Origin of the sequence: Achromobacter marplatensis (assembly GCF_002209535.1) — a bacterium.
In the GTDB taxonomy this organism is placed as follows: domain Bacteria; phylum Pseudomonadota; class Gammaproteobacteria; order Burkholderiales; family Burkholderiaceae_B; genus Achromobacter; species Achromobacter marplatensis.
In genome coordinates this window covers 1-12,235 of sequence record NZ_NJIG01000017.1, presented here as the reverse complement: position 1 = coordinate 12,235, position 12,235 = coordinate 1, and the positions used below count along the sequence as shown (strand labels likewise).

The 12,235-nt window shown below is 64.5% G+C and carries 14 protein-coding genes and 2 rRNA genes; 10 read left to right on the top strand and 6 right to left on the bottom strand.

Annotation, left to right across the window (positions count from 1 at the left end):
* Nucleotides 1-153 precede the first annotated feature (153 nt).
* The 3 genes from CEY09_RS26150 to CEY09_RS26140 are packed head-to-tail and all read left to right on the top strand — an operon-like array spanning nucleotide 154 to nucleotide 1,885.
* Nucleotides 154-534, top strand: coding sequence for a hypothetical protein (locus tag CEY09_RS26150; RefSeq protein ID WP_175216773.1), 381 nt, complete (start codon nucleotides 154-156; stop codon nucleotides 532-534).
* A gap of 4 nt (nucleotides 535-538) precedes the next feature.
* A complete protein-coding gene (locus CEY09_RS26145) occupies nucleotides 539-1,324 on the top strand; it encodes a 2-keto-4-pentenoate hydratase (protein ID WP_006223522.1) in 786 nt (261 codons plus the stop codon).
* A 24-nt stretch (nucleotides 1,325-1,348) separates the two neighbouring features.
* On the top strand, nucleotides 1,349-1,885 hold the full coding sequence (locus tag CEY09_RS26140) for a GNAT family N-acetyltransferase (protein ID WP_006223523.1): 537 nt from the start codon (nucleotides 1,349-1,351) through the stop codon (nucleotides 1,883-1,885).
* Nucleotides 1,886-1,894: 9 nt separating this feature from the next.
* Here the strand turns inward: CEY09_RS26140 and CEY09_RS26135 are convergent, their stop codons facing one another.
* Together CEY09_RS26135 and CEY09_RS26130 are read right to left on the bottom strand one after the other, a co-directional pair.
* Entirely contained in the window at nucleotides 1,895-3,310 is a 1,416-nt protein-coding gene (locus CEY09_RS26135) for an amidase family protein (protein WP_088590843.1), read from the bottom strand.
* Nucleotides 3,311-3,412: 102 nt separating this feature from the next.
* Entirely contained in the window at nucleotides 3,413-4,282 is an 870-nt protein-coding gene (locus CEY09_RS26130) for a LysR family transcriptional regulator (RefSeq protein ID WP_006223525.1), read from the bottom strand.
* A gap of 136 nt (nucleotides 4,283-4,418) precedes the next feature.
* Here CEY09_RS26130 and CEY09_RS26125 point away from each other — a divergent pair, with 136 nt between their 5' ends.
* A complete protein-coding gene (locus CEY09_RS26125) occupies nucleotides 4,419-5,816 on the top strand; it encodes an MFS transporter (protein ID WP_088590842.1) in 1,398 nt (465 codons plus the stop codon).
* 4 nt (nucleotides 5,817-5,820) lie between these two features.
* Here CEY09_RS26125 and CEY09_RS26120 read toward each other — a convergent pair whose 3' ends face one another.
* Nucleotides 5,821-6,453 carry a cysteine peptidase family C39 domain-containing protein gene (locus tag CEY09_RS26120; protein WP_088590841.1) on the bottom strand — a complete coding sequence of 211 codons (633 nt, stop codon included), beginning with the start codon at nucleotides 6,451-6,453 and terminating at the stop codon, nucleotides 5,821-5,823.
* A gap of 115 nt (nucleotides 6,454-6,568) precedes the next feature.
* Here CEY09_RS26120 and CEY09_RS26115 point away from each other — a divergent pair, with 115 nt between their 5' ends.
* The 4 genes from CEY09_RS26115 (at nucleotide 6,569) to CEY09_RS26100 (ending at nucleotide 9,059) form a co-directional block, all read left to right on the top strand.
* A complete protein-coding gene (locus tag CEY09_RS26115) occupies nucleotides 6,569-7,516 on the top strand; it encodes a 3-hydroxyacyl-CoA dehydrogenase NAD-binding domain-containing protein (RefSeq protein ID WP_088590840.1) in 948 nt (315 codons plus the stop codon).
* A gap of 53 nt (nucleotides 7,517-7,569) precedes the next feature.
* Entirely contained in the window at nucleotides 7,570-8,277 is a 708-nt protein-coding gene (locus tag CEY09_RS26110; protein WP_088590839.1) for a hypothetical protein, read from the top strand.
* Nucleotides 8,278-8,367: 90 nt separating this feature from the next.
* Nucleotides 8,368-8,640 carry a GNAT family N-acetyltransferase gene (locus CEY09_RS26105; RefSeq protein WP_006223530.1) on the top strand — a complete coding sequence of 91 codons (273 nt, stop codon included), beginning with the start codon at nucleotides 8,368-8,370 and terminating at the stop codon, nucleotides 8,638-8,640.
* A gap of 17 nt (nucleotides 8,641-8,657) precedes the next feature.
* Nucleotides 8,658-9,059, top strand: coding sequence for a YchJ family protein (locus tag CEY09_RS26100; protein ID WP_088590838.1), 402 nt, complete (start codon nucleotides 8,658-8,660; stop codon nucleotides 9,057-9,059).
* A gap of 70 nt (nucleotides 9,060-9,129) precedes the next feature.
* On the opposite strand, the gene CEY09_RS26095 is transcribed toward CEY09_RS26100, so the two are convergent.
* On the bottom strand, nucleotides 9,130-10,005 hold the full coding sequence (locus CEY09_RS26095) for a LysR substrate-binding domain-containing protein (RefSeq protein ID WP_088590837.1): 876 nt from the start codon (nucleotides 10,003-10,005) through the stop codon (nucleotides 9,130-9,132).
* Nucleotides 10,006-10,155: 150 nt separating this feature from the next.
* On the opposite strand from CEY09_RS26095, the gene CEY09_RS26090 reads away from it, so the two are divergent.
* Nucleotides 10,156-10,869 carry a haloacid dehalogenase type II gene (locus tag CEY09_RS26090; protein WP_088590836.1) on the top strand — a complete coding sequence of 238 codons (714 nt, stop codon included), beginning with the start codon at nucleotides 10,156-10,158 and terminating at the stop codon, nucleotides 10,867-10,869.
* Nucleotides 10,870-10,936: 67 nt separating this feature from the next.
* Nucleotides 10,937-11,677 carry an aldolase gene (locus tag CEY09_RS26085; protein WP_088590835.1) on the top strand — a complete coding sequence of 247 codons (741 nt, stop codon included), beginning with the start codon at nucleotides 10,937-10,939 and terminating at the stop codon, nucleotides 11,675-11,677.
* 156 nt (nucleotides 11,678-11,833) lie between these two features.
* On the opposite strand, the gene rrf is transcribed toward CEY09_RS26085, so the two are convergent.
* Together rrf and CEY09_RS26075 are read right to left on the bottom strand one after the other, a co-directional pair.
* A 5S ribosomal RNA gene (gene rrf / locus CEY09_RS26080) occupies nucleotides 11,834-11,946 on the bottom strand.
* A gap of 198 nt (nucleotides 11,947-12,144) precedes the next feature.
* Nucleotides 12,145-12,235, bottom strand: a 23S ribosomal RNA gene (locus tag CEY09_RS26075); the annotation flags it as partial.

The following is a 12,235-nucleotide window of genomic DNA, read 5'->3' as shown; positions in this document are numbered from 1 at the left end:
CGTGCGCGTGCCGCGGGGGCGCTTGGCCCCGGCGCGCACGGCTGACGCAGCCCTGAACACGGGGCTGCGCCAAGCCTTCTACAATACGGCCAGAATACTTTTCCAGGCTTCTTATCATCCCAATGCGGCACGCCGCGCACTCTTGAGACCCCCATGCATTCACCCGTCATGGCCATGGCGTTCAGCCTATTCGTGCTCTGCTTCATCACCTGCTCGCTCAGCGGCATCGTGCTGTTTTTCTTCAAGAGCAAACAGATCAACGCCACGCTGAAGCACCCTTACCTGCAGCACCGCCCGTTCAAGCAATATCCGCTGTCCATCCAGGCCGCGATCATGCTGGATTACTTTTTCCGCCTGATGTTCCCCGGCACCCGCTTCTGGCTGATCGGCAACGCCAATGACCTGCTGGGCCATGTCGACCCGAAGAAGACGCCGCTGGCGCTGAAGTGGCCCATCGTGGGTTTTTGGGGTTCTTGCTGGCTGGGCCTTATCGCCATGATCGTCCTGTGGATCATGTTGTACCTGGGAGCATGAACGCATGCAGATCAGAATTGAAGACTATCCCGGCAGCCTGGACGCCGCCCGCGCGTTGATCGCCGCCCGGGATTCCGGCGTGGCCGGTCCACGCCTGCCCGCCGCCTTCCGCCCGCAGTCCCTGGGCCAGGCATTCGCCGTGCAGCAGCGCACGGCGCAGCTGCTGCAAGAAACCCGGCAAGACCGCATCGCGGCGTGGAAAAGCGCACTGCCGTCGCCCGAAAAAACCGTGGTGGCGCCGATCTATGCGTCGAACACGGCCTACGCGGAAGCCGGCCCCATCGCCAGCCGCACCGCCGTCGTGCGCGTCGAACCTGAATTCGCGTTCGAACTGGCCCGCGACCTGCCCGCACGCGACACGCCGTACACCGAAGCGGAAGTCGATGCCGCAATCGGCGGCGCCCGGCTTGCGCTGGAAGTCCTGGGTTGCCGCTATGCGTCGCCCGAACACGCGAGCCTGCCTGAATTGCTGGCGGACCACATGTTCAATCAGGGCATCGTGCTTGGCCCGCGCATCGTATCGCCGGATGCCGCCCCCGCCAGCATGAGCCTCACGCTGGCAATCGATGGCCAGGAAATCGAGCAGCATGCCGGCTTCCACCCAAACGGCCACCCCAAGGCGGGCCTGTACTGGCTTGCGAATTTCCTGCGTGAACAAGGCCTGGGCCTGCATGCGGGCCAGCACGTCATCACGGGTTCGTATGCCGGTTTCCTGGACGTGCCCGCTAATCAAGACATCGAATTGACGTACGGCGACCTGGGCGTGCTGCGCCTGCGGTTCAACCACTAGCGCATCCCCCCGGAGCCCTGTGCCATGCTGACCCTGCGCCCCTTTGCTTCCTCGGACTTTCCGCTCTTGGCCAGCTGGTTTTCCAGCCTGCCAGAGGTCGTGCAATGGGGGGGCTCCCACCTGTCGTTCCCGCTTGCGCAAGCCGACATGTCCGACATGCTGGCGCAAGGACAAGCCAGCCCGCCCAATCGCCGTTGCTGGATGGTCTGCCGTGACGGCACGCCCGTGGGTCACGCGCAGTTGGCGTACGACTGGCGCGACGGCAACGCCCGCCTGGGTCGTGTCGCCATCGCACCGGCCGAACGCGGACAAGGCTTGGCCCGGCCCATGGTTACGCTGATGATCGAAGAAGCCTTCCAGACCCCTGGCATAGAGCGCCTGGAACTAAACGTCTACATGTTCAACACGCCGGCCATCCGTACCTATGAGGGATTGGGCTTCACGATGGAAGGCGTGCGGCGCTCGTCCACGCGCGCCGGAGACGAGCGTTGGGACACCGGCATGATGGGATTGCTGCGCGCGGAATGGCAAGCGGCAACGCCTGCCTCCGCACACGGTTGAACGCCTGAACTAGCGCGCCTTGGGTTCCGCGATGCTGACCGGCTCTCCGGCGGCTTCGATCACCTCACCGGCAGCCAGACACAGGTCTTCACGGTAGCGCCCCGCCACGATCTGCACGCCCACCGGGCTTGGCCCCACGCTGCTCATTGCGCCGCCCATCGCGACCGCCAACGCGGGCAAGCCCATGAAGGGCACGCCAATCTGGGTCATCTGAGCCCGCCACACCCGAGCGTAGGCCGCATCGCCCTGCAAATCCAGCTTGTCCGGAAACGGCAACTCGGCCGACACCGGCAACAGCAGGATCGGATACTCCGCAAAGAACAATTCCCACAAGCGCGTCAACGTCGCACGACGCGTCAGCACGGCCGAAAAACTGGTCAGATCGGCGCCCGCGGCCTTATCGCGCTGGCCGCGCAATGCCACCAATGCCCCGGGGTCGCCTTCTTTCTCAGCAGCGGCCAGCATGCCGTCGTAGCCATCCGCCATCCACATGCGGATCTGTAGATCGGCCGCCTCCTGCAGCGGCGGAATCGAATCCAGCGTGTCGACCGTCCAGCCGGCCTCGGTCAGCCTGCGCGCGGCTTCCTGCAACGCCTTGACGACCGCCGGTTCGGTTTCCATGCCCTCTGGATTCACGCACAGCGCAGCGCGCCGCGGCACCTCCGGCCCCACCAGCGGTGCCGGCACCCACCACGGGTCGCGCGGATCCGCCGCCGACAGCGCGGCCAGCCCCAGGCGCACATCGGCAATGGTGCGCCCCAAGGGCCCCGACACTGCGGTCAGTTGCCCGCCGATCGAACGCTCGGGCAAGGCGGCGTTGTATGCGGGCACGCGGCCCAGCGACGGGCGCAGCCCGTGCACGCCGCAAGCATAGGCGGGATAGCGGATGGAGCCCGCGATGTCCGTGCCGTGCGCCAGGTGCCCGATGCCGGCCGCCACGGCCGACGCCGCGCCGCCCGAGGATCCGCCGGGCGTCAGCGCCGCATTGCGGGGATTGCGCGTTTCGCCATGAACGGCGTTGCTCGTGAACCAGCGCAGTGAAAATGCCGGCGTATTGGTGCGGCCCAGGATGACGGCGCCAGCCCGCCGCAGGTTGTCCACCACCGGGCTGTTCACGGCGGCAATCAGGTCTTTCTGCAAGGTGACGCCATTAGTGGTGGCGTAGCCCGCCTGATCTACGTTGACCTTCACTGTGACGGGTACTCCCGCCAGAATGCCGGGGTCTTCCCCGCGCGCCAACGCGGCATCCACCGCCGCAGCCTGCGCCAGTACATCTTCCGGACGGTGATCGACCACCGCGTTGACTGCCGGATTCGCGGCGTTCAGCCGCACCAGCGCGCTATGCGCCGCTTCGGTGGCGGACACGTCGCGATTGCGGATGCGGGCGGCAAGTTCAACTGCGGACAAACGCCAGATTTCGGACACGCGTCACTCCTCAAGGGATGTTTTTCGGGGGCAAGCAAACCTTAGCGCCTGCCGTGCCTGCCCACAAGCCACGGTTTACCGCAGTGCGTCGCGGGTCGGCCGCTATTTTTCCGTTTCGAAGACCTCGACAATCGCATCGGCTACCGCGCGCACGCGCGCGGTGCGGTTCAGATCGCCATGCATCACCAGCCAGAGGTCATAGGGTTCGCTGCGGGTGGGCCAAATACGGACCAGTTCCGGATAGTCCGGCGCCATATGGGTAGGCAGTTCACCGATGCCCAGGCCAGCCGCCACGGCCTCGATGATCATCAGCCCCGAATTCAATTCGATGGCGACATGGCCATTGCCTGTGGGTTCGCCGCAGAAGGTATCGGACCAGCCCGGCAGCACGGACTGCTGGTACGTCACCAGCGCATGGCCGGCGAATGCCGTGCCCGGCCGCGGCTCGCCATGCTTGGCAAGATAGCTGCGCGACGCGTACAGACCCACGTCCTTGCGCGTCAGGTGGCGTTGGATCAGGTCTGGGTTGTCGGGCTTGACGTTGCGGATGGCCAGGTCCGCCTCGCGACGCGTCAGGTTGCTGATCTGGATCGACGTGGACAGCAGCACCCGAATATCCGGGTGCTGGGCATGCACGCGGCGCACCGCCTCCATGATGAAGTAGCTGGCCACGGTTTCCGAAGCCGCCACGCGCACGACCCCGGACAAGCGGTGGTCCAGGCCCTGCATTTGCCGCTGCAGCTGGTCGGCCGCCTGCTCCATGCGCTCGGCGGCGGCAAACGCCAACTCGCCCGCCGCAGTCGGCACATAGCCCCCCGGCGTGCGCAGGAACAGCCGCGCGTCCAGGGAAGACTCCAAAGCTGCCAGGCGCCTGCCAGCCGTGGCCTGATCGATCTGCAGCAAGGCCGCTGCGCCGCGCAAGGTGCCTATTCGATATATGGCCAGGAAAATCCTGGCGTTGTCCCAATCCATGGCGTCCCTTTTACCCGGACCGCAAGGGCCGAGTCGATGCATTTTTGCATCACTATAAAGCACATATACGGATTTTTTGCATCGCTGAAACCTCCTAAGATTCAGCCCTCGGAATGCCGCAACACTTACTGCCATCATGACTACCGCCTGCCCTCAAGCCCCCGTCCCCGCCGTGGACGTCAAACCCATTACCGGCTGGCTACCGCTCGTCACGCTGGCCATCGGCTTTGTGATGGCCATGCTGGACGTCACCGTGGTCAACGTGGCGCTGCCCAGCATTGCGCTGCAATTCACCGTCCCGCTGACCGACCTGGTGTGGATCGTGGACGGCTATACGCTCACCTTCGCGGCCTTGCTGCTGGTGGCCGGGGCGCTGGCGGACCGCTACGGCGCCAAGACCATCTACCTGAGCGGCTTGGGCGTATTCACGCTGGCGTCACTGCTTTGCGGCCTGGCGCCCAACGCGGATTCGCTGATTGCGGCCCGCATGCTGCAGGGCGTGGGCGCCGCGCTGTTCATGCCCAGCTCCTTGAGCCTGCTGACCCATGCGTATGAAGACGAACAGGTACGCAACCGGATGCTGGCCGCCTGGTCGGCCATCGTGGCGGTAGCGGGCGCCGCCGGCCCGTTGCTGGGTGGCGTGCTGATCCACCAATTCGGATGGCGCGGCATCTTCCTGATCAATCTGCCGCTGGGCATTGTCGGACTGTGGCTGGCCCGCCGCCGCGTCCAGGCCGCGCCGCGCCGCCCCCGGGCGCTCAATCCGCTGAGCCACCTGTTGGGCGTCGTCGCGTTGTCGTCGCTATGCTTCGTGCTGATCCAGGGCAATGCCTATGGCTGGACCTCTAGCCGCATCGCAGGCGTCGCGGCACTGTGCGCCGTGGCCGTCGTGCTGCTGGTGCGCCGCGAACGCCGCCACGCCGAACCCATCCTGCCGCGTGCGCTGTTCAAGACGACGCAATTCGCGGCAGCCAACGGTGTAGGCTTTCTGATCAACCTGGCGTCCTACGGCCAGTTGTTCCTGCTCAGCCTGTTCCTGCAGCATGCGCGCGGCACGGACGCCCTGCAGACCGGCATCCAGCTGGTGCCCATGCTGGCCGTGTTCTCCATCGGCAACATGATCTCGGGCCGTGTTTCGGCGCGCTGGAACGTATCAGCGTCACTGTTGGGCGGCGTATCCCTTGCCACCATCATGAGCGCCGCCGGCATCTATGCCTTCTCGCCGGACATGGCCTACTGGCCGTTCGCCCTCATGGTCGCGCTTGGCAACCTGGGCGTTGGCATCGCCGTGCCGGCGATGACCAGCGTCGTCATGCAGGTCTCGGGCAAGCATCACGCCAACAGCGCGGCGGCGGCGCTAAATGCCAACCGCCAGTCCGGCGCGCTCGTTGGCGTCGCGCTGATGGGCACCATCCTGCATCTGCTGCCCGACTGGCACGCGAGCCTGCCGGTGGCCTATGTCGTCATCGCCGCCAGCTATGCCGTGGCCGTGGCCTTGGTCTGGCGGCACCTGCGGCGCGCGCGCAACGCCTGAGGGCTCATTCCTGCCTGCCCGGCAGGATAGCGATGCCCCGTCCGGCAAAGAACGCGTCGAACGCAGCCAACGGCAACTCGACATCCGCCTGCTGGCCCACTTCGCCGGACGGATTGTGAAACGTGACTGAGGTCGGGGACGCTCGCGTCACCAGCACCAGATGGCCGCCTTTGCTGGGGGGAAGCCGGTCGGTCTGTCGAATGTCCGGATGCACGGAAGCCATGAAGTAGTCGGCGCCTTCCAGCACGGCGGGCAACGCCGCGGTCTCCAGCCCGACGTGCACCTGGGCGTCCAGTCCGAACTCCTCCGTGACGAAGCGCACGAACGGTGCATAGATCAACCCTTTGATCTCGCCCTCTCGGTCCGTATAGGCACCGAACGCCAGGCTGCGCCGGGCCAGTTCCAGCGTGGGGTGGATCTGCCCGCTGCGCGCCGCCAACACCATCTTCAGGCACGCCATGCCGCAGACGTGATTGGCCCAGCGGACATATTCCTCGACATCGCGGGCACCGGATGTCGGCCATGCCGGATCTTCGGCCAGCGCGAGCTCCTTCCGGATGATCGCGTCCGCCAGGTGGGCCGATTCCCATTGGCAAAAATACGGTACGGCCGATTGGCCGGCATATCTGGCATCCACGTGGCGTGCTCCGTGTGTGCAGGAAGATCCGTCATCTTGCCGTTCAATGGGTGCCGTGGCAACGGTCCAGCGTTTGCTTCACAATGTGGCGATTCCCCACCTACCGGAGAGCCGCATGCCCAGCACCGCCACGTCCAATCCGTCCATCCGCCGCGTCGCCATCGTCGGCGCAGGCACCATCGGCGCCAGTTGGGCCGCGCTGTTCCTGGCACACGGATTGGAAGTTGTCGTCAGCGATCCGGCCTCTGACGCCGAAGCCCTGACCCGTGCCCGTGTGCAAGCGGCCTGGCCCGTATTGAAAGAGCTGGGCCGCGTGGCCGACGGCGCGTCGCCCGATGCGTTGCGCTTCGAGCCGGACTTGACGGCCGCCTTGGCCGGCGTGGACTTCGTGCAAGAAAATGCCCCCGAACGCGAAGACTTCAAAATCGATCTCTTCGCGCGCATGGACGCCATCTTGCCGCCGCACGTCCTCGTGGCGTCCAGTTCGTCGGGCCTCATCATGAGCCGCCTGCAATCGCGTTGCCGCCATGCCGGGCGTTTCGTCATCGGCCATCCGTTCAACCCGCCGCACCTGATCCCGCTGGTCGAAGTGGTGGGCGGAGACCAGACCTCAGCCAAGACCATTGATCGCAGCATCGCCTTCTACCAGGCGATGGGCAAGCATCCCATCCGCCTGAACAAGGAAGTGCCCGGTCACATCGCCAACCGCCTGCAAGCGGCACTGTGGCGCGAAGCCATCCACCTGGCCGCCGAAAACGTCGCCAGCGTGGCGGACATCGACGCCGCCGTCTCGCAAGGCCCGGGCCTGCGGTGGGCGCTCTTCGGCCCGCACATGACTTTCAACCTGGGCGGCGGTGCAGGCGGCCTGGCCAACTTCATGGACCACCTGCTGGGTCCGGTGCAAACCTGGTGGGACGACCTGGGCGCACCCGAGGTCACGCCCGAACTGCAAAGACGCCTGATCGAAGGCGTCAACGCCGAAGCCGGCCAACGCAGCATTGCAGACCTCGTGGAAAACCGCGACGCCCAGCTCACGGCGTTGCTCAAGACCTTGCGTCGTTAAGGGCCTATTTTCTCGTGACCCGGATTCACCGCTTGCGGCCAACAGGCCGCAGTTTGCTTATCGCACTGGCCTTCTGCGTGTGCCTGCCCGCAAGTGCCACGCAGGCCAGTGCGTCAGACGCCGTCCAGCCTCCCGCCCTGGTATGGGGCGCCGTCCCCAGCGCCGATCTCTATCTGCTGGTCGCCAGCCCCCGGCTGAGCAAGCCCGAGCTGCAACGCCTGGCTGCCGAAACGATCGGCCCGGGCATTGGCGACAGCCAGTACATCACCCAGGTCTGGAGCAATCTGCCAGAGCCCCTCCAGCTTTGGATCTCGATTGATCCCGTCCGGCTTCAAGAAGCCAGGTTGTCCACGGATCAGGCATTGGAGGCGTTGGCCGCCAAACTGGATATTCCCGCCCAAGCCAGCAAGGGAATCCGCACGCCAGCCTCGTGGATCTATGCCGGCGCCACGCGCGAGAAGCTCGAAGCCTCGAGCGATGCACCTCCCCGGCTGGCGGATGGCAGCACCATCAACCCGTCGGCGTGGACAACGTTGACGTACCGGCAAGCGCCGGAATCGTGGGAAGCCTGGAACAAGGTCGCGCTAAGCCTTGCCATCCCTGACGAGGCAAGCCGCGATTCACTGGAGGGCGTCGTCAGCGAACGCCTGAAAGCGCTGGCCTCCAAGCTGCCCGACGACGTCTCGATCTTGATCCTGCCGGCGGGCCCCCGATTACACGAAGCCGACGGCATTTTCGTCACGCTCGGGCGCGACGATTAGTTCCTCCCCTGCACCTGCCCCGCTCCTACGCCCGCAACTGTTAATCTGGGCGTTGGGCTTCGTATCCTGACCAGACCAAGGAATCTCCGAATGACCGTTGTCACCCAAGACCCCGGACAATCCCGGTTCACCGCCACCGTCGATGGCGTCCTGTGCGTGCTGGACTATCAGCTCCAGGCGGACGTCATGGCCATCGTCCACACTGGGGTACCCAGCCAGGTGGGCGGCCGCGGCATCGCGGCGGAACTCACCAAGTTTGCGCTGGACACAGCTCGGGCCAACGGCTGGAAAGTCCGCCCCTTGTGCTCCTACGCCGAGGTCTACATGCGCCGCCACCCTGAATACAACGACCTGCGCGCCTAAGCGCCCAACCTCCTATCGTGACGAAGAAATCCTCACCCTTGGCCGAGCCCTGCCCGTGTGGCGGCGCGGCTTATTCCCGCTGTTGCGGCCGCTGGCATGAAGGCCCCTTGGCCATGCAGGCCCCGACGGCCGAAGCGCTGATGCGCTCGCGCTACAGCGCGTTTGTGTTGGACAAGCTGCCCTACCTGCTGGCCAGTTGGCATCCCAGCACCCGCCCCGAGTCGCTGGAGCCAAATCCCTCCGACCTCAAGTGGCTGGGACTGACCATCAAGCAAGCCCGCGATCAAGACGCCGACCACGCCACCGTGGAATTCGTCGCACGCAGCCGCCAGGCCGGCCGCGCGCACCGCATGCATGAAATCAGCCGCTTCGTCAGGGAAGGCGACCAGTGGTATTACGTGGACGGCGATCTGAATTGACGTGAAGTGACGGCTGCGTGCCGATTGCCCAGCAGGCGCTGGCTGGCGCGCAGCCGGAATCCCATCAGCCCTATACGCTGGCAGCCAGACTCTGGATATCCGTCTCGACAGCCTGCTTAAGCGCCGCCACCAACTGCTGCTCCATGCCGCTTGCCGCGCGCGAGTTGCCCACGATCGCCAGCTCGGTCGGCGGCACCGCCGCAAACCCTTCTTGCGCACCTAGCAGCGCATGCGTCTCCAGCCTTGCAAAAGCAGGCAGCAGGCTCACGCCCAACCCGGCCGCTACGGCAGCTTGTACGCCCGCCAAGCTATGGCTGTGATATGCGACGTGCCAGGGGCGCCCCGCGCTTTCCAATGCGTAGATCATGCGCTTGCGATAGATGCAGCCATGGGGAAACAGCACCAGCGGCACGGCGGCGGATCCCGCCAGGTGACGCCTGTCGCCCACCCATACCAGCCGCTCCGGCCAGGCCGCAAGGCAGGCACCGTCGCCCGGCTCCCGCTTGATCAGCGCCAGATCCAGATCGCCTGCAGCGAGTTTGCCGCGCAGGTCCGTGCTCATGCCGCTGATCGTCTCCAGGCGCGCCTCGGGATGCCTGGCGACAAAGCCCGCCAGCAGCACCGTCAGCCGCGACACATCGAAGTCTTCAGGAATTCCCAGCCGCAACACCCGCGCCGCGCGGGGCGCCGCCACGACATGCTCGGCCTCGTCCGCCATGGCCAGCAAACGGCGTGCATACACCAGCATCAGCTCGCCGTCCTCGGTCGCCACGACGTCGCTGCCCGCGCGGTCCCGCAGCAAAAGCGTCTTGCCGACGGTCTGCTCCAGCTTGCGCACCTGCTGGCTTACCGTGGACTGCGTGCGATGCACGCGGCTGGCCGCCCGCGTGAAGCTGCCTTCATCCGCGACGCACACCAGGGTTCTCAGGAGTTCCAGGTCCAACATGATGGTTCGTTATCCGTCTACAGGCAGCAGTTAGATAGGGGGCTCGATATCGACTTAGCAACTGATCAGATTCTAATTATTAATTTTACGACTTTGTGAGCCGGACTTTAAGCTGACGCTACCCTTCCCTTCATCCATGAGGAAATCGATATGCCGCTGGATCATCTTCCCCGTCCCAAATGGCTCACCTTCGACTGCTACGGCACGCTGATTCAATGGGACGAAGGCTTGCAAGCGGCGGTGTCCCGCATTCTGGCGACCAGCACTGATGCGCAAGACGCGCCCACGCCGGCGCAATTCCTGCATGGGTACGACGAACACGAACACCGATTGGAACGTACCCCGCCGCACCGCAGCTTTGCAGACATCACGCGGGAATCGCTCCGCCTCACGATGCAGGACTTCGGCCTTACCTATCGTCCAGAAGACGCCGCGATGCTCACCGGCAGCATCTCCGCCATGCCGCCCTTCCCTGAAGTCGTGGATACGCTGGCCGCCTTGAAGCAGGCCGGCTTCCGTCTGTGCATCATCTCCAATACCGATGACCAGATCATCGCCGGCAATGTGGCCCAGTTGGGTGGCCATATCGATCGCGTCATCACGGCCGAACAGGCAGGGGCCTACAAGCCCTCCCGCAAGATCTTCGCCCATGCCTACAACAGCCTAGGCGTGACGCCAGACGAGGTGGTTCATATCTGCGCCAGCCCCCATCTGGACCATGCCGCCGCCCGAGAGATCGGCTTTCGCTGTGTATGGATCGACCGCGGTACAGGCCGCAAGCTCTTGCCGGACTACCGCCCGGACGCTACCGTACCGACTTTGGACCGCGTGCCCGAGCTGTTCCGCGCCGCCGGCTGGCTCTGACGACGGACGCGCGCCACTCCCCTCCAACTCCTTGAAGCCACTCCCCTCCAACTCCTTGAAGGTAGTCATGAATCAAGAACCCCGTTTCGCCGACGCTCTTTTTCACGCAGAACCCGTTGCTACACTGCGCGCAGATCTGGCGCTGGCGCTGCGGGCCGCTGCCGCCCACGGCCTGGGCGAAGGCGTCTGCAATCATTTCAGCGTGGCACTGCCCGGCGATCCGGACCACTTCCTGCTCAACCCACGCGGCCTGATGTGGAATGAAGTGCAAGCTGACGATATCGTGCTGATCGACGCCCACGGGAACAAGCTGGCCGGACGCCACGAAGTCGAGCCCACCGCCATGTTCATCCACGCCGCCATTCACCGTATCGCCGGCAAGGCCTGTGTGCTGCATACGCACATGCCGTACGCCACGGCGCTGACGCTGACCTCTGATCGCGGACTGGACACGACCTTGTCGCAAAACGCCATGCGCTTCCACGGACGCCTGGCCATCGACGAAAACTACAACGGCCTGGCCTTGGACGTCAGCGAAGGCGAACGCATCGCCCACGCCATGCAGGGCGCGGATATCGTGTTTCTGGGCAATCACGGTGTTGTCGTGTGCGGCGAACGGCTGGACTACGCCTACGACGATCTGTTCTTCCTCGAACGCGCCTGTAGCGCTCAGGTCCTGGCGCAATCCACCGGACGGCAGCTCAAGCCGGTCGATACCGCCATCGCCAGCAAAGTCGCCGCGCAGATTCAAAGCGAACGCCTGCAGTCGGAACTCTTCTTCGCTGCCTTGCGCCGCCAATTGCCCTGATGCCCTGATTTCTTAGCGCCAACGCAAAACCCCCTCGCGGCGCCAGCCGCGAGGGGGTTTCTTTATGGCTCATCCGTTTTGCTAAGCCGTATTGCCAATCCGTTTTCCCAAAGACAAAACCCCACAGGATTACCTGTGGGGTTTTGCGGAATAAAAGCCTGACGATGACCTACTTTCACAGACGTCCGTCCACTATCATCGGCGCGAAGGCGTTTCACTGTCCTGTTCGGGATGGGAAGGAGTGGTACCACCTTGCTATGGTCGTCAGGCGTAACTGGTTGAGCGGTTGCGGTTAGGCAACTGCTCCAATCTTGGAAGAAACACAACGTGTGGTGATCAGAGACTAGCTCGATGATCACGCACAGGGGGGTGTAATTGGTGTTGGCTGGCTGCTGACGGTGCAGCCAGATTTTGTATTGAACGACACTTGGAACGCTATATCACCAGGTCATAACCATCAGTGTTATAGGATCAAGCCTCACGAGCAATTAGTATCGGTTAGCTTAACGCATTACTGCGCTTCCACACCCGACCTATCAACGTCCTGGTCTCGAACGA

What these genes read in the sequence shown, in the direction of transcription:
- CEY09_RS26150 (WP_175216773.1), top strand. Translation starts at nt 154, where the DNA reads ATGCATTCACCCGTCATGGCCATGGCGTTCAGCCTATTCGTGCTCTGC.
- CEY09_RS26145 (WP_006223522.1), top strand. Translation starts at nt 539, where the DNA reads ATGCAGATCAGAATTGAAGACTATCCCGGCAGCCTGGACGCCGCCCGC.
- CEY09_RS26140 (WP_006223523.1), top strand. Translation starts at nt 1,349, where the DNA reads ATGCTGACCCTGCGCCCCTTTGCTTCCTCGGACTTTCCGCTCTTGGCC.
- CEY09_RS26130 (WP_006223525.1), bottom strand. Translation starts at nt 4,282, where the DNA reads ATGGATTGGGACAACGCCAGGATTTTCCTGGCCATATATCGAATAGGC.
- CEY09_RS26125 (WP_088590842.1), top strand. Translation starts at nt 4,419, where the DNA reads ATGACTACCGCCTGCCCTCAAGCCCCCGTCCCCGCCGTGGACGTCAAA.
- CEY09_RS26115 (WP_088590840.1), top strand. Translation starts at nt 6,569, where the DNA reads ATGCCCAGCACCGCCACGTCCAATCCGTCCATCCGCCGCGTCGCCATC.
- CEY09_RS26105 (WP_006223530.1), top strand. Translation starts at nt 8,368, where the DNA reads ATGACCGTTGTCACCCAAGACCCCGGACAATCCCGGTTCACCGCCACC.
- CEY09_RS26095 (WP_088590837.1), bottom strand. Translation starts at nt 10,005, where the DNA reads ATGTTGGACCTGGAACTCCTGAGAACCCTGGTGTGCGTCGCGGATGAA.
- CEY09_RS26090 (WP_088590836.1), top strand. Translation starts at nt 10,156, where the DNA reads ATGCCGCTGGATCATCTTCCCCGTCCCAAATGGCTCACCTTCGACTGC.
- CEY09_RS26085 (WP_088590835.1), top strand. Translation starts at nt 10,937, where the DNA reads ATGAATCAAGAACCCCGTTTCGCCGACGCTCTTTTTCACGCAGAACCC.